Below are 19,954 nucleotides of genomic sequence, written 5' to 3' on the forward strand. Positions count from 1 at the left end.
TAGCGTGGGTCCGCCACAGCAGCGAACAGATGCCAGGCTCATGACAGTCCATGATCGAGTCAAGGGTGCCCGACCGACACGCGAAAGCCGGTGCCGACCACCCAAGTGGCGGTCGGCACCGGCTTCTTGACACCGTGTGGGTCCTGCGGGGATCCGGGGTCAGCCCACGAGGTTGTCGGCGAGTTCGTCGCTGAGGTTGGCCTCCGTGCCCGGGATGCCGAGGTCGGAGGCGCGCTTGTCGGCCATGGCCAGCAGGCGGCGGATCCGCCCGGCGACCGCGTCCTTGGTCAGCGGCGGGTCGGCGAGCGCGCCCAGTTCCTCCAGGGAGGCCTGCTTGTGCTCCATGCGCAGCCGGCCGGCCGCGGCGAGGTGCTCGGGCACGTCCTCGCCGAGGATCTCCAGGGCGCGCTGCACCCGGGCTCCCGCGGCGACCGCCGCGCGGGCCGAGCGGCGCAGGTTGGCGTCGTCGAAGTTGGCCAGCCGGTTCGCCGTGGCGCGCACCTCGCGGCGCATCCGGCGCTCCTCCCAGGCCAGCACCGACTCGTGGGCTCCCAGGCGCGTCAGCAGCGCGCCGATCGCGTCACCGTCACGGACGACGACCCGGTCCACGCCGCGCACCTCACGGGCCTTCGCGGCGATCGACAGCCGGCGGGCGGCGCCGACCAGGGCGAGCGCCGCCTCGGGGCCCGGGCAGGTCACCTCCAGGGAGGACGAGCGGCCGGGCTCGGTGAGCGAGCCGTGCGCCAGGAACGCGCCCCGCCAGGCGGCCTCGGCGTCGCAGGTGGCCCCCGAGACCACCTGCGGGGGCAGGCCGCGGATCGGGCGGCCCCGCCCGTCGACCAGGCCGGTCTGGCGGGCCAGCTGATCGCCGCCCGCGACCACCCGCACCACGTACCGCGAGCCCCGGCGCAGTCCGCCCGGGGCCATCACGATCAGCTCGGAGCTGTGGCCGAAGATCTCCAGGATGTCCCGCTTGAGGCGGCGGGCCGCCATCGCGGTGTCCAGCTCCGCCTCGATCACGATCCGACCGCTCACCAGGTGGAGGCCGCCGGCGAACCGCAGGATGGCGGAGACCTCCGCCTTTCTGCAGCAGGTCCGGGTGACGGGGAGCCGGGAGATCTCGTCCTTCACCGCTGCCGTCATCGCCATGGGCCGATCCTTCCATGCATCCGAAAAATACGGTCGTACGCGGCGGCCAACAGCTCCGGGTCGTGCCTCGGGGTGCCGTCGGGCCGGGCCACCGGCGCCAGCTCGACCGCGGCCCCGAACCGCTTGGCGGCATCGGTCAGGGAGTCCCGGTCGGGCACGGCGGCCTCGTCGGCCAGCACCACGTCCAGGGCGAGTTTAGGGGCGTGTCGTCCCAAAACCTCCAAATGACGCTGCGGGGAGAAGCCCTCGGTTTCTCCGGGCTGCGGGGCGAGGTTCAGCGAGAGTACCCGGCGGGCCTTGGTCTGCGTGAGCGCGTCCAGCAGCTCGGGCACCAGCAGGTGCGGGATGACCGAGGAGAACCAGGAGCCGGGGCCGAGCACCACCCAGTCCGCGTCCAGGACGGCCGCGACCGCCTCGGGCACGGCCGGCGGGTCGCACGGCACCAGGTGCACGGACTGCACCTCGCCCGGGGTGAGGGCCACGGTGGCCTGGCCACGGACCGTGTCGATCTCGTCCGGGCGCTCCGGGTCGTGGCCCCTGACCAGGGCCTGGAGCTCCAGCGGCACGGCCGACATGGGCAGCACCCGGCCTTGGGCGCCGAGCAGGCGTCCGACCAGGTCGAGGGCCTGGACATGGTCGCCGAGCTGCTCCCACAGGGCGACGATCAGCAGGTTGCCGACCGCGTGCTCGTGCAGGTCGCCCTGGGACTGGAAGCGGTGCTGGATGACCCGGGCCCAGGTCTGGCCCCAGTCGTCGTCACCGCACAGCGCGGCCAGCGCCTTGCGCAGGTCGCCGGGCGGCAGCACGCCCAGCTCGTCGCGCAGCCGCCCGCTGGAGCCGCCGTCGTCGGCGACGGTGACGACGGCGGTGAGGTCGCCGGTGATCCGGCGCAGTGCGGCGAGCGAGGCGGACAGGCCCATGCCGCCGCCGAGCGCGACGACCTTGGGCTGGGTGCCGCGGCGGCGCGGGCGGGCGCCCCGGGCCTCGGCGGGCCGGGCGCTCCTGCCCGCGGTGTCGCCCTCGGGCACCACCCGGCGCAGCCGGCTCAGCCGCGGAGTACGTCGTGTCATTCGCGTCCCATGTCCCGGTGGACGACCACCGTCTCCACGCCCTCGGCGGAGAGCCGGGCGGCGAGCTTCTCCGACATGGCGACCGAGCGGTGCTTGCCGCCCGTACAGCCCACGGCGATGGTCACGTAGCGCTTGCCCTCGCGGCGGTAGCCGGTGGCGACGAGCTGGAGCAGTTCGGTGTACCGGTCGAGAAACTCCTTGGCGCCGGGCTGGTTGAAGACATAGCCCGACACCTCCTCGTTCAGGCCCGTGTACGGGCGCAGTTCCGGGACCCAGTGCGGGTTCGGCAGGAAGCGGCAGTCGACGACGAGGTCGGCGTCGACCGGCAGGCCGTACTTGTAGCCGAACGACATGACCGTGGCCCGCAGCTCCGGCTCCTCCTCGCCGGCGAACTGGGCGTCCATCTTGGCGCGCAGCTCGTGCACGTTGAGGCTGGAGGTGTCGATCACCAGGTCGGCGTCGCCGCGCAGTTCGCGCAGCAGCTCGCGCTCGGCGTCGATGCCGTCGACGATGCGGCCGTCGCCCTGGAGCGGATGCGGGCGGCGCACCGACTCGAAGCGGCGCACCAGGGCCTCGTCGGAGGACTCCAGGAAGACGATCCGCCGGGTGACGTGCTTGGCCTCCAGGTCGGCGAGGGACTCGCGGAGGTTGTCGAAGAAGCGGCGGCCGCGCACGTCGACGACGACGGCGATACGGGCCACGTTGCCCTGGGAGCGGGCGCCGAGCTCCACCATGGTGGGGATCAGCGCGGGCGGCAGGTTGTCCACGACGAACCAGCCGAGGTCCTCCAGGCACTTCGCGGCCGTCGAGCGGCCCGCCCCGGACATGCCTGAGATGATCACCAGCTCGGGGATGGCCGCGTCCGGAACCGGGGCCTTGTCGTTCGCCATGCCCGTGCTCACCTGTGCTCCCGCTGCCGTGTGTGCTTGCTGCCCGTGGTGCTCGTTCACATTCATGTCTCCTGCCCCCGTCGTTCGTCCGGTGCGCCCGTCCGTACGGGCTCGCCGCCGGAACCCGTGGTGCCGGGTTCCTCTTCCATGATCTCTCCGGTCGCGGTGTTGACGGCGGGTGCGGCCGGGGCCGAGCGGGCCAGGGCCACGACGATCGTCTCCGCCGTCTTGCGGCCTATCCCGGGGACCTCGCAGATCTGGTCGATGGTGGCGGATCGCAGTCTCTTCAACGAACCGAAGTGCTTCAGGAGTGCCTGCTTGCGCGTGTCGCCGAGGCCCGGGACGTCGTCCAGGGGGCTGGAGCGGAAGCGCTTGGACCGCTTGGCGCGCTGGTAGGTGATCGCGAAGCGGTGGGCCTCGTCACGGACCCGCTGGAGCATGTACAGGCCCTCGCTGGTGCGGGGCAGGACGACCGGGTCGTCGTCGCCGGGCAGCCAGACCTCCTCCAGGCGTTTGGCGAGGCCGCACACGGCGATGTCGTCGATGCCCAGCTCGTCCAGGGCCCGGCGGGCCGCCGCGACCTGCGGGGCGCCGCCGTCGACCACCACGAGCTGGGGCGGGTAGGCGAACTTCCTGGGGCGGCCGTCGTCCTCGGTGAGCCCGCCCGGGCCGACCGGGGCGCCCGAGGCCGTGATGACGTCCGGGCCGGCCGGTGCCGCCGTGCCGGCCGGGGCGTCCGGGCCGGCCGGTGTCTGCGCGCCGGTCAGGGCGTCCGGGCCGGCGAGGGTGCCGTCGCCGCCCTCGGTGCCGCCGTTGTCGCCGTCGGTCCACTCGCCCGTCCTCTCCTTCTCGGCGAGGTAGCGCCGGAAGCGGCGGGTGATCACCTCGTGCATGGAGCGGACGTCGTCCTGCCCGGCGAAGCCCTTGATCTGGAAGCGGCGGTACTCGCTCTTGCGGGCGAGCCCGTCCTCGAAGACGACCATGGAGGCCACGACGTCGTCGCCCTGGAGGTGGGAGATGTCGTAGCACTCGATCCGCAGCGGGGCGCTGTCCAGGTCGAGGGCGTCGGCGATCTCCTCCAGGGCGCGCGAGCGGGTGGTGAGGTCGGAGGCGCGCTTGGTCTTGTGCAGCACGAGCGCCTGCTGGGCGTTGCGCTGCACGGTCTCCATCAGCGCCTTCTTGTCGCCGCGCTGCGGGATCCGCAGGGAGACGCCGGAGCCGCGCCGACCGGCGAGCCACTCCTGGACCGGCTCGACCGGGTCGGGCAGGGCGGGGACGAGGACCTCCTTGGGGACGGCGTCCCCGGTCTCCTCCCCGTACAGCTGCTGCAGGGCGTGCTCGACGAGGGCACCGGTGGTGATCTCCTCCACCTTGTCGGTGACCCAGCCGCGCTGGCCGCGCACGCGTCCGCCGCGCACGTGGAAGATCTGGACGGCCGCCTCCAGCTCGTCCTCGGCGACCGCGATCAGGTCGGCGTCGGTCGCGTCCGCGAGCACGACCGCGTTCTTCTCCATGGCCTTCTTCAGGGCCCCGATGTCGTCGCGCAGGCGGGCCGCCCGCTCGTACTCCATCTCCTCGGCCGCCTCGGTCATCTGCCGCTCCAGGCGGCGGATGTACGTGTGCGTGCGGCCGGTCATGAAGTCGCAGAACTCGTCGGCCAGTTCCCGGTGCTCCTCGGCGGAGACGCGGTCCACGCAGGGGGCCGAGCACTTGCCGATGTAGCCGAGGAGGCAGGGGCGGCCCGTGCGGGCGGCGTTCTTGAACACGCCCGCCGAGCACGTGCGCACGGGGAAGACGCGCAGGAGCAGGTCGACCGTGTCACGGATCGCCCACGCGTGCGCGTACGGCCCGAAGTAGCGCACGCCCTTCTTCTTGTGACCGCGCATCACCTGCACGCGCGGATACTCCTCGTTCATCGTCACCGCGAGGTACGGATAGCTCTTGTCGTCGCGGTACTTGACGTTGAACCGGGGGTCGTACTCCTTGATCCAGGAGTACTCCAGCTGGAGCGCCTCGACCTCCGTGGACACCACCGTCCACTCCACGGACGCGGCCGTGGTGACCATGGAGCGGGTGCGCGGGTGCAGGCCCGCCAGGTCCTGGAAGTAGTTCGCCAGGCGCTGGCGCAGGCTCTTCGCCTTGCCGACGTAGATCACCCGGCGGTGCTCGTCACGGAACCTGTAGACCCCCGGCGAGTCGGGGATCTCACCCGGTTTGGGGCGGTAGCTGGAGGGGTCGGCCATGTCTCACACCCTACTGGCGGGCACCGACAGCCGAGCGCCCGGCGGGACGTGATCACGGTCCCGGCGCGGGGGCGCTTTTCCACGGCATGTGCCGCCCCGGGGTTACGGGGGGCCGGGAGCGGGAATGCAGGCTTCCCACGGGCACGGCGACATCCGCAGGACGGAGGCCGTGCCGGTGCGGGCACGGATTGTCGGTGCGGACCGGCCGTCTCCCACGCGGAGCGGCCCGGGCCACGGGTCGGAGGGCTGTGCAGATGAAGCGGATGCGGATCGAGAAGAACCGGCGGACGGTCCGTGCCCGCCGGCACACGGACGAGACGTTCGGGCTGCGCGACCTCCTGGACCCGCGTGACGCCGACATAGTGCGGGCCAAGCGCCTGTCGCTCCAGGAACGCGACGGCGGCGACCGCTCCTAGCGGCCGTCGTCCACCAAGGACGCCCGGGGCTCACCGCCCCGGGCGTTCGTGTGTCCGGACCCGGGCGTCCGGGCGTATATCACTGTCCGGCATCAGGTGTTGTCGGGACCAGGTCAACACGCTTCAATGCGGGGGAACTCGGGACCCTGAACGACGGCGTACGGATGTGAAGACCCGCCCGGCGCCGGCGGGACGGCCCCGGGCGGCCCGTGCGAACGGTCTGACCAGCCGTCGCCGACTCACAGAGAGGCCCCTGCATGCCGCACGCCCCCCAGCACGCGGACGCCGTCACCGCCGAGCTCGACTCGGCCCTGCGAGGCGGCCCCTTCCACGTCGCCCTGCGTGCCGCGATCGCCGCCCGCGGGCTGCCGCTGCAGCGGGTGCAGCACCATCTGTCGCGCCACGGGGTGAAGGTGGGCGTGACGAGCCTCAGTTACTGGCAGCAGGGGGCCCGGCGTCCCCAGCGGCCCGAGTCCCTGCGGGCCGTCCGCGCGCTGGAGGAGATCCTGCAGCTGCCCGAGGAGTCGCTGCTCCGGCTGCTCGCCGCGTCCGGCGACGGCCCCTCCGGACAGCGGTCCGCGGCCCGGTCCTACCGTTCCCTGGTCGAGGCCTCCGGGGTGCTGGACCAGTTGCTGGCGGAGCTGGGATGCCCGCCGGACGGGGGCCTGCACACCCTCGGGCACCACGAGCGGCTGCGGATCGGTGCGCGGCGCGAGCTGGCCGACCGCGAGTCGCACCACATCGTGCGGGCCCACCGCGACGGCGTCGACCGCTTCGTCGCCGTCCACCACGGCGAGCGCGGGGCCGTGCCGGAGCGCATGCGGGTGCACGCCCTGGAGAACTGCCGTACCGGACGCGTCCGTTGGCACGGTGACACGGGGGTGCTCGCGGCGGAGCTGCTCTTCGACACCCGGCTGCGGGCCGGGGACACGTTCCTGTTCCGCTACGGCGTGGAGGACGGCACCGCGGGCGTCTCGCGCGAGTACGTGCGCGGCTTCGACTCCCCCGGTGGCCAGTACGCGCTCCAGGTCTCCTTCGATCCGGCGGCCCTACCGCTGCGCTGCCACCGGTTCGCCCAGCACTCGGCGGCCGCGCCCCGGAGCGGGTGCCAGGAGCTGACGCTGAGCGGACGGCACCGGTCCGTGCATCTGGTCGAGCCCCGGGTGCGGGCGGGGTTCCTGGGGATCGGCTGGGACTGGGAACCGGGGGTGTGAGGGCGGCTCCCCTGAATCGCGGTGCCGGCGTGGCCGTCACCGGCGGCTGTCGGTGGGCTTGCCGGCGGGGTTGTCCGGCGGGCTGTCCGCCGGCTGTCCGGCGGGCTTGCCGGCTCCCTTCGTGCCTGTAGGAGCCCCGCGAATGAGCGCATGCGGAGGCGCACGCGACGCTCGGTGGCTGACGTAAACGCTTGCGCAAGCGTTTACGTCAGCCGCCGGATGCGGTACGTTCCCCGCCGGGACCCGACGGAGGAGGCGAGGGCATGGCGACGATGGCCGACGTGGCGCGGAGCGCCGGCGTCTCCGTGGCGACCGTCTCGCACGTGCTGAACGGCACCCGGCCGGTGCTGCCGCACACCCGCCAGGCGGTCCTGGACGCCGTCGAGGAGCTCGGCTACACCACGAACACGCTGGCCCGGGCCCTGGTGACGTCCCGCACCCGGTCCATCGGACTGGCGGTGTCGGCGATCAGCAACCCGTACTTCACGGAGATCCTCCAGGGCGTCGAGGCCGCCGCTCTGGAGGCCGGTTACAGCCTGCTGATCGCCGATCCGCACGACGACCCCGAGCACGAGCGCACGGTGGTGCGGCTGCTGCACGAGCGCCGGGTGGACGGCATGATCGTCGCGCCCTCCGCCGATCCGCGCGGGCTGCTCGCCTACCTGGAGCGGCACGACGTGCCGGCCGTGTTCCTCGACCGGCTGGTGGACGCCCCGGAGGCGGACGGCCCCCCGCGGTTCGACCAGGTGTGCGCGGACAGTGCCGAACCCACGTCCCGGCTCGTCGGCCATCTCGCCGGACTCGGGCACCGGCGGATCGGGATGGTGGCGGGGCTGCCGGGGCTCAGCACCACGACCGAGCGGATCATGGGCTACCGCACCGGCCTCGCCTTCGCGGGGCTGCCCTACGACGAACGGCTCCTCGTGCACGGCGACTCGGCGTCGGCCGGTGCCGAGGAGGCCGTGGCCGCCCTGCTGTCGCTCGCCGTGCCGCCCACCGCACTGGTCACCGGCAACAACGCCATGACCATCGGCGCGCTGCGCGCCCTGCGCGCCCACGGTCTGTCCGTGCCGGACGACATCGCGCTGTGCTGCTTCGACGACTTCGCCTGGGCGGATCTGTTCTCGCCCCGGCTCACCGCGATCGCCCAGCCCAGCAGGGACATCGGCGCCCGGGCGGTGGGCGTGCTCCTGGAGCGGCTCGCCGAGCCGGACCGGCCCGCCCGGACCCTGCGACTTCCCTGCACCTTCGTCCACCGCACGTCGTGCGGCTGCCCGTCCGAGGAAGGAACCCCGTCGTGATCGTCGTCGCCGGTGAGGCATTGATCGACCTGGTACCGCAGGGCACGGGTGCCCTCGCGGCGCTGCAGCCGGCGCTCGGCGGCGGCCCCTACAACACGGCGGTGGCCCTGGGCCGCCTCGGCTCCCCCGCCGCCTTCTGCTCCCGGGTCTCGTCCGACGCGTTCGGGCAGGCCCTGCTGGACCGGCTGCGCGAGACCGGGGTGGACGTGTCGGCGGTGCAGCGCGGCACCGAGCCCACGACCCTGGCCGTCGCCACGGTCGGCGCGGACGGCTCGGCGGCGTACTCGTTCTACGTCGACGGGACGGCGGACCGGCTGTTCACGGCGCCCGCCGCGCTGCCGGACGGCACCCGCGCGATCTCCTTCGGCACCTGCTCGCTGGTGCTGGAGCCGGGGGCGAGCGCGTACGAGGAGCTGATGCGGGCGGCGGCCGCCCGGGGCGTCTTCACCGCGCTCGACCCGAACATCCGGGCCGGGCTGATCCCGGACGCGGACGCCTACCGGGCACGGTTCAAGAGCTGGCTGCCCGCGGTGACACTGCTGAAGCTGTCCGAGGAGGACGCCCGGTGGCTCGGCGGCACCCCCCAGGAGTGGCTCGCGGCCGGTCCGGCGGCGGTCGTGGTCACCCGGGGCGGGGAGGGGCTGACCGCGTTCACCGCCGACGGCGGCACGTACTCCGTGCCCGGCGAGCGGGTGGAGGTCGTGGACACGATCGGTGCGGGCGACACGGTGAACGCGGCCCTGCTGCACGGACTCGCGGTGCGTGACGCGCTCAGCGGGCCGGCCCTGACCGCACTGGGACCGGACGGCTGGTCGGAGCTGCTGGGCTTCGCGGCGCGGGCGGCGGCCGTGACGTGCTCGCGCGCGGGCGCGGAGCCGCCCTACGCGCACGAGCTGGCGGGCTGACGGGCCCCGGGCCGGGCCGGTCGCTCAGGCCGTCTCCCCCACCGCCCGCAGCGCGCCGGGGCGGCGGCCGTCGAGGCGGTCCAGGGCCGCGGCCGTGGCGTCGTCGGCGGGCAGGTGGATGATGACGCGCTGTCCCTCGTCGAGAAGCACGAGCGTCTCGTGCAGCAGCCGCAGGGAGCCGGCCTCCGGGTGGTCGAGGTGCTGCGAGCCGGTCGGCCGCGGTGTCATGGTCAGGTCGGCGAACCGGTCGGCGAAGTCCGCCCCGGCCGTCACGGTCAGTTCGTCGGCCAGCTCGGCGAGGTGGGGGTCCCTGAGGGGGACGCCGTGCCGCAGCCGGGCGACGAGGTCGTCGGCCACCCGGTCCCAGTCCCGGTACGCGCTGCGGGCCCGCTCGTCGGTGAAGTGGTACCGCACCAGGTTGGGCGGCTCGCCGTCGAGCAGGCCGAGGGGGCCGACCAGCCGTTCGTAGCCGGCGGTGTGGGCGAGGACGTCGCCGATCGAGTTGACCACCAGCGCCGGGGCGGGCTCCAGGCGGTCCAGGACGGCCCGGACGGTGGGGCGGGCCGTGCGGCTGAGGTCCGGGGCGGCCGCGCAGACCAGGGGGTCGCCGCCGTCGGCCTCCTTGGTCAGGCGGCGCAGCAGCATCCGGTCGGCCAGGGAGAGGTTCAGGGCGTCGGCGAGGGCGCCGAGCACCTGGGCGGACGGGTTGCGGTCGCGGCCCTGTTCCAGGCGGGTGAGGTACTCGACGCTGATGTCGGCGAGCATGGCCAGCTCGGCGCGCCGCAGGCCCGGGGTGCGGCGCCGCGGGCCTGTGGGGAGCCCGGCCTCGGCGGGGGTGACGGCTTCGCGCCAGGTGCGCAGATAGGTGCCCAACTCGTTGTCGCTCACCCGTCCGAACGTACCCTCCGGGCGGGCGCCGAGGATGGCCCTGTCACTACCAGCCTCGGGCCGGTCTCCCTGGCGGGCCGCGCGGGCCGCAGGGTGGAGGGCATGACGAATGAGACCGCCACCACCACCCTGCCGCTGGCCCCGGGGCTCTGGGCCCTGGACCCGTTCCACTCCTCCGTGAACTTCACCATCCGCCATCTGGGCATCGCCAAGGTGCGGGGCCGTTTCGAGCGGCTGGAGGCCGATCTGTTCGTCGGGGAGCGGATCGAGGACGTGCGGGTCTCCGCCACCGTCGATCTGGCCTCGATCGACACGGGCAACGCCGACCGGGACGCCCATGTGCGCGCCTCCGACCTGCTCGACGTCGCGAAGCGCCCGACGATGACGTACCGCTCGACCCGGGTGTCGGGTGCGGGCGAGGACTGGACGATGGACGGCGAGCTGACGATCGGCGGCGTGACCCGCCCGGTGACGCTCGCCGTGGAGTTCGGCGGGCTGGTCGACGTGCCGATGGACGGCAGCCGGCATGCCGGGTTCGAGGCGACGGGCGAGATCCGGCGCAGCGAGTTCGGGCTGGACTTCGCCCCGGGGCTGCTCGGCGAGGTGGTGAAGATCCAGCTCGACATGCAGTTCGTGGAGCCGAAGGGCGACTGACCCCCGGCACACCGACGCGCCGTGCACCGCGGGGGTCACCCGCGGGGCACGGCGCGTCCGTCGTGCACCGTCGGCTCCTGGCAGCCGTCAGCCCTTGCCGCCCCTCGGCTCTCGGTCACCCGTCAGGCCTTGGTCGTCCGTCAGCCCTTGGTCGTCCGCGTGGTCTTCTTCGCGGTCGTCGCCTTCGTGGTCCTGGCGGTGGTGGCGGTCTGGGCGGCCGCCTTCTTGGTGGCGGTGCCGGCGACCCGCTTGGTGGCGGTCTTCTTGGCCGTGGCCTGGGCCGGGACGCTCTTCTTCGCCGCCCGGCGCGGTGCCCGGACCGAGGAGGCGTCGCTGATGCGGTCGGCGCCGAGGATCTCCCGCAGGAACTTGCCGGTGTGGCTGGCCGGGACGGCGGCGACCTCCTCGGGCGTGCCCTCGGCGACGACCAGACCGCCGCCGGCGCCGCCCTCGGGACCCATGTCGATGATCCAGTCGGCAGTCTTGATCACGTCGAGGTTGTGCTCGATGACGATGACCGTGTTGCCCTTGTCGACCAGGCCGGACAGGACCGTCAGCAGCTTGCTGATGTCCTCGAAGTGCAGACCGGTCGTCGGCTCGTCCAGGACGTAGACCGTGCGGCCGGTGGAGCGCTTCTGCAGTTCGCTGGCGAGCTTCACGCGCTGCGCCTCGCCGCCGGACAGGGTCGTCGCGGCCTGGCCGAGGCGGACGTAGCCGAGGCCGACGTCCTTGAGCGTGTTGAGGTGCCGGGCGATGGCGGGGACGGCCTCGAAGAACTCGGTGGCCCCCTCGATCGGCATGTTCAGGACCTCGGCGATGGACTTGCCCTTGTAGTGGACCTCCAGGGTCTCCCGGTTGTACCGGGCGCCATGGCAGACCTCGCACGGGACGTAGACGTCCGGGAGGAAGTTCATCTCGATCTTGATGGTGCCGTCGCCGGCGCAGTTCTCGCAGCGGCCGCCCTTGACGTTGAAGGAGAAGCGGCCGGGCATGTAGCCGCGGACCTTCGCCTCGGTGGTCTCGGCGAACAGCTTGCGGATGTGGTCGAAGACGCCCGTGTAGGTGGCCGGGTTGGAGCGCGGGGTGCGGCCGATGGGCGACTGGTCGACGTGGACGACCTTGTCGACGAGGTCGTCGCCCTCCACGCGCGTGTGCCGCCCGGGCACGCTCCTCGCGCCGTTCAGCTCGCGGGCCAGGTGCGTGTACAGGATGTCGTTGACCAGGGTCGACTTGCCGGAGCCGGAGACGCCGGTGACCGCCGTGAACACGCCCAGCGGGAAGGACACGTCGATGTCCTGGAGGTTGTTCTCCCGGGCGCCGTGGACCGTGAGCTGCCGGGACGGGTCCAGCGGGCGCCGGACGTCGGGCAGCGGGATGGCCTTCCTGCCGGACAGGTACTGCCCGGTCTGCGACTCCTCGTTGGCGAGGAGCTCCTTCAGGGAGCCGCTGTGCACGACCTTGCCGCCGTGCTCACCGGCGCCGGGGCCGATGTCGACGACCCAGTCGGCCATCTTGATCGTGTCCTCGTCGTGCTCCACGACGATGAGCGTGTTGCCCATGTCGCGCAGCCGGACCAGGGTCTCGATCAGCCGGTGGTTGTCGCGCTGGTGCAGGCCGATGGACGGCTCGTCCAGGACGTACAGCACGCCGACCAGGCCGGAGCCGATCTGGGTGGCCAGCCGGATGCGCTGGGCCTCGCCGCCGGAGAGCGTGCCGGCCGCGCGGTTGAGGGAGAGGTAGTCCAGGCCGACGTCGACCAGGAACCGCAGCCGCTCGTTGACCTCCTTCAGCACGCGCTCGGCGATCTTCTTGTCGCGGGCGGTGAGCTTCAGCTCGCCCAGGAAGTCCGCGCAGTCGCTGATCGACATGGCGGAGACCTCGGCGATGGACTTGCCCATGATCGTGACCGCGAGGACGATCGGCTTCAGTCGCGTGCCCTCACAGGTGGGGCAGGGGACTTCGCGCATGTAGCCCTCGAAGCGCTCGCGGCTGGAGTCGCTCTCGGCCTCGCTGTGCCGGCGCTTGACGAAGGGGACGGCGCCCTCGAAGGCCGTGGTGTAACGGCGCTCGCGTCCGTAGCGGTTGCGGTAGCGGACCTCGACCTGGGTCTTGTGGCCGTGCAGCAGGGCCTTCTTGGCGCGCTGCGGCAGCCCGGCGAAGGGGATGTCCGTACGGAAGCCCAGCGCGTCCGCGAGGGCGCCGATCAGGCGGCCGAAGTAGTCCTTGGTGTGGCCGTGCGACCAGGGGTGGATGGCGCCCTCGTCGAGGCTCTTGTCCGGGTCCGGGACGATCAGCTCCGGGTCGACCTCCATGCGCGTGCCGATGCCGGTGCAGTCCGGGCAGGCGCCGAAGGGCGAGTTGAAGGAGAAGGAGCGCGGCTCCAGTTCCTCGAAGGACAGGTCGTCGTACGGGCAGTACAGGTGCTCCGAGAACATGCGCTCGCGCTCGGGGTCGTCCTCGGGGAGGTCGACGAAGTCGAGCACGACCATGCCGCCGGACAGGCCGAGGGCGGTCTCGACGGAGTCGGTGAGGCGGCGCTTGGCACCGTCCTTGACCGTGAGGCGGTCGACGACCACCTCGATGGTGTGCTTCTCCTGCTTCTTCAGCGTCGGCGGGTTCGACAGCTGGACCGTCTCGCCGTCGACCCGAGCGCGGGAGTAGCCCTTGGTCTGCAGGTCGGCGAAGAGGTCGACGAACTCGCCCTTGCGCTCGCGCACCAGCGGCGACAGCACCTGGAAGCGGCTGCCCTCGGGCAGCTCCAGGACCCGGTCGACGATCGCCTGCGGGGACTGGCGCGAGATCGGGCGGTGGCACTCGGGACAGTGGGGCTTGCCGATGCGCGCGAAGAGCAGGCGCAGGTAGTCGTAGACCTCGGTGATCGTGCCGACCGTGGAGCGCGGGTTGCGCGAGGTCGATTTCTGGTCGATCGAGACGGCCGGGGAGAGGCCCTCGATGAAGTCGACGTCCGGCTTGTCCATCTGGCCGAGGAACTGCCGGGCGTAGGAGGAGAGGGACTCGACGTAGCGCCGCTGCCCCTCGGCGAAGATGGTGTCGAAGGCCAGCGAGGACTTGCCCGACCCCGACAGGCCCGTGAAGACGATGAGCGAGTCGCGCGGGAGGTCGAGCGAGACGTTCTTCAGGTTGTGCTCGCGCGCTCCACGAACGATGAGACGGTCGGCCACGCCGGTCCGCACCTTTCTTGAGAGAAGTGACAGGGGCGGGGCCCCCGTCTTTCCCAGACTAGGGGGAGCCACTGACAACGCCGGTCGGATTCACGGGTTGCCAACAAACCCCGGCTCTCCAGCATGCCCGACGCCACGTCCGACCATATAGCACGTGCTTTCGAATTACGGCACTCCTTCACCACCTTCACCCGAAGGAGTGGCGAGGCTAGGGTCAGCACCATGATTGATCACGCTCATGACCTGGCGTCTGTACGTGACGCGACCGAGCGGCTGCTGACCGCAGTCGGCACCCTGGACAACGCCGCTGTGACGCAGCCGTCACGGCTGCCCGGCTGGACCCGGGGCCACGTCCTGGCCCACCTCGCCCGGAACGCGGACGCCCTCGTGAACGTCCTGGAGGGCCGCCCCATGTACGTCTCCGCCGAGGCCCGGGACGCCGACATCGAGCGGGACGCCCCGCGCGCCCTGGATGTCCAGCTCACCGACCTGCGGGAGAGCGCGGCCCGCTTCCAGGAGGCCGGAGAGGCTCCGGCGGACTGGTCGCGCACGGTGGAGCTGCGCAACGGGGTGAAGGACACCGCGGCCCGGGTGCCGTTCCGGCGATGGGTGGAGGTGGAGCTGCACCACGTGGACCTGGGCATCGGATACGAGCTGGAGGACCTGCCGGCGGAGTTCACCCAGCGGGAGATCGACTTCCTCGCGGACCGGTTCGCCGGGCATCCCGACGTGCCGTCCACCCGTGTGACGGACGGCACGCGCGCGTGGAGCACGGGACGCCGGGCGGACGATGGACCCGAGGTGACCGTCACGGGTTCGCCGGCGGACCTCCTGGGGTGGCTCGCGGGACGCCGCGACGGAGCCGCGCTGACGGTGGACGGCGGTCCCCTCCCGGCGCTGCCCCCGTTGTAGGACCCGGGCCCCCTCCCCCGCTATAGGCTGGCGGGCATGACGTACAGCGGACAGGTGACGGTCGGCGGGCCTGCCGACGTGCACGAGCTCAAGGACCTGATGATCACGAAGATCGCGGTGGGTCCGATGAACAACAACGCCTATCTGCTGCGCTGCCGGGCCACGGACGAGCAGCTGCTGATCGACGCCGCCAGCGAGGCGGGCACGCTGCTCGGCATGATCGGCGACGACGGGATCGCGTCGGTCGTCACGACCCACCGGCACGGCGACCACTGGCAGGCGCTCGCCGAGGTCGTGGCGGCCACCGGCGCCCGCACGTACGCGGGCCGGGACGACGCCGACGGCATCCCCGTACGGACCGACGTGCCCCTCGACGACGGCGACACGATCCGGGTGGGGCAGGTGGAACTCACCGCGCGCCACCTGGTCGGGCACACCCCGGGCTCGATCGTCCTGGTCTACGACGACCCGCACGGGCATCCCCATGTGTTCACCGGGGACTGCCTGTTCCCCGGCGGTGTGGGCAACACCCATGACGATCCCGAGGCGTTCGCCAGCCTCATCCACGACGTCGAGACCAAGATCTTCGACGTCCTCCCGGACGAGACGTGGGTCTACCCCGGGCACGGCAACGACACGACCCTGGGCGCGGAGCGCCCGCACCTGCCGGAGTGGCACGCGCGCGGGTGGTGACGGGCGCGGGTGGTGACGCGCCCGGGTGGTGACGGGCGCACGGCGGGTGAGCGCTCGGGGGGTGACCGGCCGCGGGGGGTGAGCGCGCGCGACCGCCGAACACGGCGTGCGCGGAAGCAGTTCACACAGCCGCAACACCCGTTCCCACTATCCGGACACTTGTTGCCGTGACCTCGACAAACGGGACCGTCGGCTGTCAATCTCCCGCCATGCGCCCTGCCCAGCGAGCCCTGCGCCGCACCGCCGCCTCCGTCGTTCTCCTAGCCGCCGCCGTGAGCTGCGCTCCGCAGCCGGAGAGCTCCGGCAAGCCGTCGGCGTCGGCCTCCAGCGCCTGCGCCCAAGGCAAGCTGGCCACCGAGACCCCGGGCAAGCTCACGATCGCGACCGACGAGCCCGCCTACGAGCCCTGGTTCAAGGACGACGATCCGGCCAACGGCAAGGGCTTCGAGTCGGCGGTGGCCTACGCCGTGGCCGAGCGTCTCGGCTACGGCAAGGACAAAGTCGTCTGGCAGACCGTGCCCTTTAACAAGGCCTTCGCGCCCGGCGAGAAGACCTTCGACTTCGACATCAACCAGGTGTCCGTCAGCGACGAGCGCAAGAAGGCCGTGGACTTCTCGTCCGGCTACTACGACGTGCGCCAGGCCGTCGTCGCGCTGAAGAACTCCCGGGCGGCGAAGGCGAAGAGCGTCGCCGACCTGAAGGACGTGAAGCTGGGCGCCCAGGTCGGGACCACCAGCCTCGACTACATCAACGACGTGGTGCGGCCCACGCGGGCGCCCGCCGCGTACGCCAAGAACGACCAGGCCAAGTCCGCCCTGAAGAACGGCCAGGTCGACGCGATCGTCGTGGACCTGCCGACCGCCTTCTACATCACCGGGGCCGAGGTGACGGACGCGAAGATCGTCGGCCAGTTCGAGCACCGGGGCGGCACGCCGGAGCAGTTCGGTCTGGTGCTCGACAAGGGCAGCGCGCTCACCTCCTGCGTCTCGCGGGCCGTGGACGCGCTGCGCGAGGACGGCACGCTCGGGAGCATCGAGAAGCAGTGGCTGTCGGACGCCGTCGACGCGCCGGTGCTCAAGTGACGGTGCACGAAAAGGAGTTCAGCGCGGGCTCCGCGCACGACGGTTATGTCCCCTCCGCACGGCGTCTGGAGCGTGAGCGTCACCGGCGCCGCCGTGCCCGGCGTGCCACGGCCATCGGCGCGGTGTCGACCCTGGTCACCGGGGCCGTCCTCTACCTGGTCGTCGTCAACGCGCCCGGCTGGCCGCGCACCAGGGAGACCTTCTTCGACCGGGGGTACGCGCGCGAGGCGTTCCCGAAGGTCCTCGAAGGGCTGTGGCTGAACGTCCGGCTGCTGCTGGTCTGCGGGGCCGCGGTGCTCGTCCTCGGCATGCTGATCGCCGTCGCCCGCACGCTGCGCGGCCCGGTGTTCTTCCCGCTGCGGTTCCTGGCCGCCGCGTACACCGACTTCTTCCGGGGGCTGCCGCTCATCATCAACCTGATGATCGTCGTCCTCGGCGTCCCGGCGCTGCGGCTCCAGGGGGTGACCGTCGACCCGGTGGTGCTCGGCGGGACCGCGCTCACGCTGACCTACTCGGCGTACGTCGCCGAGGTGTTCCGGGCCGGCATCGAGTCCGTGCACCCCTCGCAGCGCGCCGCGGCCCGTTCGCTCGGGCTCAGCAACCGGCAGGCGCTGCGGTACGTGGTGCTGCCGCAGGCGGTGCGCCGCCAGGTGCCGCCGCTGCTCAACGACCTGGTGTCGCTGCAGAAGGACACCGGGCTGGTCTCGATCGGCGGGGCGGTGGACGCGGTGCGGGCCGCCGACATCATCGTCGGGCGCAGCCTCAATTACACGCCGTACATCGTCGCCGGCCTGGTCTTCGTCGCGCTGACCATTCCCATGACCCGCTTCACGGACTGGGTGACGGCGCGCATGGACCGCCGGCGGGCGCAGGGAGGAGTCGCATGAGCGGAACGCCCGTGCTGCGGATGGAGTCGGTCCGCAAGAGCTTCGGCGGTTCGGTCGTCCTGCGGGACGTCGACCTGGAGGTCGCCCCGCACACGGTGACCGCGCTGATCGGCGCCTCCGGCTCCGGCAAGTCCACGCTGCTGCGGTGCGCCAACCTGCTGGAGGAGATCGACGACGGGGCGATCTGGCTGGACGGCGAGGAGATCACCGATCCGCGCGCCGACCAGGACGCCGTCCGCCGCCGGATCGGCGTGGTCTTCCAGGCGTACAACCTGTTTCCGCACATGACCGTCCTGGAGAACATCACGCTCGCTCCCCGCCGGGTGCACGGGGCGTCTCGCGCCGAGGCCGAGGCACACGCGCGTGAGCTGCTGGAGCGGTTGGGGCTGGGCGGGAAGGCGGGCGAGTACCCGGACCGGCTGAGCGGTGGCCAGCAGCAGCGCGTGGCGATCGTGCGCGCCCTGGCCGTACGCCCCCGGCTGCTGCTCCTCGACGAGATCACCGCTGCCCTCGACCCCGAGCTGGTGGGCGAGGTGCTCACCGTCGTGCGGGGTCTGAAGGACGAGGGCATGACCATGGTGCTGGCCACGCACGAGATGGGCTTCGCCCGGGAGGTCGCCGACCAGGTGTGCTTCCTGGAGGGTGGTGTGGTGCTGGAACGCGGCACCGCCGAGCAGGTCTTCGAAGCGCCCCGGCAGGAACGCACCCGGCAGTTCCTGCGGCGGATCGTGGAATCGGGTCGGTTGTAAGGACCGCGCGTCCAGGAGGCCGGTCCTTACGCCTCGGCCCGGCCCGCCCCGGCCAGTGCCGCGACGCGCTCCACGCCGAACACGTATCCCTGGACTCCGCATCCGGCGATGACGCCGTCGGCGCGCAGCGAGACGTAGGAGTGGTGGCGGAACGACTCGCGCCGGTGGATGTTGGAGATGTGGACCTCGATCACGGGCATGCCGTCACAGGCGTTGAGGGCGTCCAGGAGGGCGACCGAGGTGTGCGAGTAGGCGCCCGGGTTGATCACGATCCCGCAGTGGTTCAGCCTGGCCTCGTGGATCCAGTCCACCAGCTCGCCCTCGTGGTTGGACTGCCTCAGGTCCACCGTGCCGCCGTGCGCGGCCGCCGCCTTGGCGCACAGGGCCTCGACGTCGGCGAGGGTGTCGGAGCCGTAGATCTCCGGCTGGCGCTGGCCGAGCAGGTTCAGGTTGGGGCCGTTGAGGATCATGATCGGGGCGTGGGCCAGGGTGCGGGGCACGGTTCCTCCGGTCCGTTCGGGGTCGGGCGGCCCGGGACGGACCGCTGCTCACAGCCGGTTTATCACGGTGCGCCGACAGCCCGCCGGGCCTTAGCCTCCGGGCATGAGGAGCCCCGTCTACCCGCCCAAGCCGTCGCCCGGTGACCGCATCGCCGTGCTCTCGCCCTCCTCCGGTCTGCCGGGCGTCTTCCCGCTCCCCTACGCGTTGGGGCTGCAGCGGCTGCGCGAGGAGTTCGGGCTGGAGCCGGTCGAGTACCCGACGACCCGCGAGGCGGGGGCCACGCCCCGGGAGCGGGCGGCCGACCTCCACGCCGCGTTCGCCGACCCGGACATCAAGGCGGTCATCGCGTCGATCGGCGGGGACGACCAGATCACCGTGCTGCCGCATCTGGACCGTGAGGTGTTCCGGGCGAACCCGAAGCCGTTCTTTGGGATGAGCGACAACACCAACCTGCTCGCGTTCCTGCGCAACAGCGGCCTCGTCGGCTACCACGGCGGCAGCGTCATGTGCGAGCTGGGCCGCCCCGGGGCCATGCATCCGCAGACCGCCGAGTCCCTGCGAGCGGCCCTGTTCACGTCGGGTCCGTACGAGGTGAGGCCCGCCGAGCGGTGGCGGGACGTCGACCGCGACTGGGCCGACCCGGCGACCTTCGACGCCGAGCCGGAGACCCGTCCCGGCGCCGGCTGGACCTGGGTGAACCCCGACCGGGTGGTGGAGGGGCGCAGTTGGGGCGGTTGCCTGGAGATCCTCGGATGGCTGCTGATGGCCGACCGGGAGGTCTCGCACGACCTGTCCGTGTACGACGGCGGTGTCCTGCTGCTGGAGACCTCCGAGGACATGCCGAGCGCCACGGAGGTGTACCGCACGATCCGGAACATGGGCGAGCGCGGGCTGCTCCAGCGCTTCCCGGCCCTGCTGATGGGCCGTGCGAAGACCTGGTCCCTGGAGCGCCGCAACAACCTGCCGGAAGCGGCCCGTTACGCCGCCGAACAGCGCGAGGCCGTCCTGCGCGCCATGCGGACCTACGCGCCCGACACCACGATCGTCTTCGACGTGGACTTCGGGCACACGGATCCGCAGGTGGTGATCCCGTACGGAGGCATCGTGCGCGTGGACGGACCGGCCCGGCGCATCACGGTCGGCTACTGAGGCTTCCGAGCCCTGCGCGCCCTCCGCGCGCCCCCGTAACCGCCCGTCACCGTGGGTAGTTGACGCGGC

General features: G+C 72.2%; 18 protein-coding genes. 11 read left to right on the forward strand and 7 right to left on the reverse strand.

Annotated elements, in window-relative coordinates; genetic code table 11:
• Positions 1–159 precede the first annotated feature (159 nt).
• Genes whiA through uvrC form a run of 4 tightly spaced genes read right to left on the reverse strand, consistent with a single transcriptional unit; the run spans position 160 to position 5,352 of the window.
• Positions 160–1,149 (reverse strand): DNA-binding protein WhiA, encoded by a 990-nt coding sequence (gene whiA, locus ACIGAN_RS21115; RefSeq protein WP_365089487.1) that lies wholly within the window; start codon positions 1,147–1,149, stop codon positions 160–162.
• Entirely contained in the window at positions 1,140–2,219 is a 1,080-nt protein-coding gene (gene yvcK, locus ACIGAN_RS21120; RefSeq protein ID WP_365089486.1) for a gluconeogenesis factor YvcK family protein, read from the reverse strand. The genes whiA and yvcK overlap by 10 nt, the downstream gene beginning before the upstream one ends.
• Complete coding sequence (rapZ, locus tag ACIGAN_RS21125) at positions 2,216–3,175, reverse strand: RNase adapter RapZ (RefSeq protein ID WP_365089484.1); 960 nt, start codon at positions 3,173–3,175, stop codon at positions 2,216–2,218. The genes yvcK and rapZ overlap by 4 nt, the downstream gene beginning before the upstream one ends.
• Positions 3,172–5,352, reverse strand: coding sequence for an excinuclease ABC subunit UvrC (gene uvrC, locus ACIGAN_RS21130; protein ID WP_399859478.1), 2,181 nt, complete (start codon positions 5,350–5,352; stop codon positions 3,172–3,174). The genes rapZ and uvrC overlap by 4 nt, the downstream gene beginning before the upstream one ends.
• Positions 5,353–5,606: 254 nt before the next feature.
• Between uvrC and ACIGAN_RS21135 the strand changes: the two genes are divergently transcribed.
• The 4 genes from ACIGAN_RS21135 to ACIGAN_RS21150 all read left to right on the forward strand — a co-directional run bounded on the left by ACIGAN_RS21135 (position 5,607) and on the right by ACIGAN_RS21150 (position 9,188).
• On the forward strand, positions 5,607–5,768 hold the full coding sequence (locus ACIGAN_RS21135; protein WP_365089480.1) for a hypothetical protein: 162 nt from the start codon (positions 5,607–5,609) through the stop codon (positions 5,766–5,768).
• 257 nt (positions 5,769–6,025) lie between these two features.
• Positions 6,026–6,982 (forward strand): hypothetical protein, encoded by a 957-nt coding sequence (locus ACIGAN_RS21140; protein ID WP_365737566.1) that lies wholly within the window; start codon positions 6,026–6,028, stop codon positions 6,980–6,982.
• Positions 6,983–7,245: 263 nt separating this feature from the next.
• On the forward strand, positions 7,246–8,283 hold the full coding sequence (locus tag ACIGAN_RS21145) for a LacI family DNA-binding transcriptional regulator (protein ID WP_399859481.1): 1,038 nt from the start codon (positions 7,246–7,248) through the stop codon (positions 8,281–8,283).
• Positions 8,280–9,188 (forward strand): carbohydrate kinase, encoded by a 909-nt coding sequence (locus ACIGAN_RS21150; RefSeq protein WP_399859484.1) that lies wholly within the window; start codon positions 8,280–8,282, stop codon positions 9,186–9,188. Before ACIGAN_RS21145 ends, ACIGAN_RS21150 begins: the two co-directional genes overlap by 4 nt.
• A gap of 24 nt (positions 9,189–9,212) precedes the next feature.
• Here the strand turns inward: ACIGAN_RS21150 and ACIGAN_RS21155 are convergent, their stop codons facing one another.
• Positions 9,213–10,076: a helix-turn-helix domain-containing protein gene (locus ACIGAN_RS21155; RefSeq protein WP_365089472.1), complete on the reverse strand. Its 864-nt coding sequence runs from the start codon at positions 10,074–10,076 to the stop codon at positions 9,213–9,215.
• Between the two features lie 102 nt (positions 10,077–10,178).
• On the opposite strand from ACIGAN_RS21155, the gene ACIGAN_RS21160 reads away from it, so the two are divergent.
• Positions 10,179–10,730 (forward strand): YceI family protein, encoded by a 552-nt coding sequence (locus ACIGAN_RS21160; RefSeq protein ID WP_399859486.1) that lies wholly within the window; start codon positions 10,179–10,181, stop codon positions 10,728–10,730.
• A 140-nt stretch (positions 10,731–10,870) separates the two neighbouring features.
• Here ACIGAN_RS21160 and uvrA read toward each other — a convergent pair whose 3' ends face one another.
• Positions 10,871–13,912, reverse strand: a complete 3,042-nt coding sequence (gene uvrA, locus ACIGAN_RS21165) for an excinuclease ABC subunit UvrA (RefSeq protein ID WP_399859488.1) — start codon at positions 13,910–13,912, stop codon at positions 10,871–10,873.
• Between the two features lie 222 nt (positions 13,913–14,134).
• On the opposite strand from uvrA, the gene ACIGAN_RS21170 reads away from it, so the two are divergent.
• From ACIGAN_RS21170 to ACIGAN_RS21190, 5 genes are all read left to right on the forward strand, one after another.
• A complete protein-coding gene (locus ACIGAN_RS21170; RefSeq protein WP_399859491.1) occupies positions 14,135–14,824 on the forward strand; it encodes a maleylpyruvate isomerase family mycothiol-dependent enzyme in 690 nt (229 codons plus the stop codon).
• Positions 14,825–14,860: 36 nt separating this feature from the next.
• Positions 14,861–15,517 carry an MBL fold metallo-hydrolase gene (locus ACIGAN_RS21175; protein ID WP_365737556.1) on the forward strand — a complete coding sequence of 219 codons (657 nt, stop codon included), beginning with the start codon at positions 14,861–14,863 and terminating at the stop codon, positions 15,515–15,517.
• A 209-nt stretch (positions 15,518–15,726) separates the two neighbouring features.
• On the forward strand, positions 15,727–16,599 hold the full coding sequence (locus ACIGAN_RS21180) for an ABC transporter substrate-binding protein (protein WP_399859494.1): 873 nt from the start codon (positions 15,727–15,729) through the stop codon (positions 16,597–16,599).
• Positions 16,596–17,486, forward strand: a complete 891-nt coding sequence (locus ACIGAN_RS21185) for an amino acid ABC transporter permease (RefSeq protein ID WP_365737552.1) — start codon at positions 16,596–16,598, stop codon at positions 17,484–17,486. Before ACIGAN_RS21180 ends, ACIGAN_RS21185 begins: the two co-directional genes overlap by 4 nt.
• A complete protein-coding gene (locus ACIGAN_RS21190; protein WP_365089459.1) occupies positions 17,483–18,235 on the forward strand; it encodes an amino acid ABC transporter ATP-binding protein in 753 nt (250 codons plus the stop codon). The genes ACIGAN_RS21185 and ACIGAN_RS21190 overlap by 4 nt, the downstream gene beginning before the upstream one ends.
• A gap of 26 nt (positions 18,236–18,261) precedes the next feature.
• Here ACIGAN_RS21190 and aroQ read toward each other — a convergent pair whose 3' ends face one another.
• Positions 18,262–18,735, reverse strand: a complete 474-nt coding sequence (aroQ, locus tag ACIGAN_RS21195; protein ID WP_365089457.1) for a type II 3-dehydroquinate dehydratase — start codon at positions 18,733–18,735, stop codon at positions 18,262–18,264.
• A 103-nt stretch (positions 18,736–18,838) separates the two neighbouring features.
• Between aroQ and ACIGAN_RS21200 the strand changes: the two genes are divergently transcribed.
• The gene (locus ACIGAN_RS21200) at positions 18,839–19,885 is read left to right on the forward strand and encodes a S66 peptidase family protein (RefSeq protein ID WP_399859497.1); all 1,047 of its coding nucleotides are present in this window, start codon (positions 18,839–18,841) and stop codon (positions 19,883–19,885) included.
• Positions 19,886–19,954: the final 69 nt, after the last annotated feature.

The organism is Streptomyces sp. NPDC085931 (assembly GCF_044540565.1).
GTDB lineage: Bacteria > Actinomycetota > Actinomycetes > Streptomycetales > Streptomycetaceae > Streptomyces.

Bases quoted from the DNA above. Each gene is read 5' to 3' on its own strand.
- whiA (WP_365089487.1), bottom strand. From the start codon at position 1,149: ATGGCGATGACGGCAGCGGTGAAGGACGAGATCTCCCGGCTCCCCGTC.
- yvcK (WP_365089486.1), bottom strand. From the start codon at position 2,219: ATGACACGACGTACTCCGCGGCTGAGCCGGCTGCGCCGGGTGGTGCCC.
- rapZ (WP_365089484.1), bottom strand. From the start codon at position 3,175: ATGAATGTGAACGAGCACCACGGGCAGCAAGCACACACGGCAGCGGGA.
- uvrC (WP_399859478.1), bottom strand. From the start codon at position 5,352: ATGGCCGACCCCTCCAGCTACCGCCCCAAACCGGGTGAGATCCCCGAC.
- ACIGAN_RS21135 (WP_365089480.1), top strand. From the start codon at position 5,607: ATGAAGCGGATGCGGATCGAGAAGAACCGGCGGACGGTCCGTGCCCGC.
- ACIGAN_RS21140 (WP_365737566.1), top strand. From the start codon at position 6,026: ATGCCGCACGCCCCCCAGCACGCGGACGCCGTCACCGCCGAGCTCGAC.
- ACIGAN_RS21145 (WP_399859481.1), top strand. From the start codon at position 7,246: ATGGCGACGATGGCCGACGTGGCGCGGAGCGCCGGCGTCTCCGTGGCG.
- ACIGAN_RS21160 (WP_399859486.1), top strand. From the start codon at position 10,179: ATGACGAATGAGACCGCCACCACCACCCTGCCGCTGGCCCCGGGGCTC.
- ACIGAN_RS21170 (WP_399859491.1), top strand. From the start codon at position 14,135: ATGATTGATCACGCTCATGACCTGGCGTCTGTACGTGACGCGACCGAG.
- ACIGAN_RS21175 (WP_365737556.1), top strand. From the start codon at position 14,861: ATGACGTACAGCGGACAGGTGACGGTCGGCGGGCCTGCCGACGTGCAC.
- ACIGAN_RS21180 (WP_399859494.1), top strand. From the start codon at position 15,727: ATGCGCCCTGCCCAGCGAGCCCTGCGCCGCACCGCCGCCTCCGTCGTT.
- ACIGAN_RS21190 (WP_365089459.1), top strand. From the start codon at position 17,483: ATGAGCGGAACGCCCGTGCTGCGGATGGAGTCGGTCCGCAAGAGCTTC.
- ACIGAN_RS21200 (WP_399859497.1), top strand. From the start codon at position 18,839: ATGAGGAGCCCCGTCTACCCGCCCAAGCCGTCGCCCGGTGACCGCATC.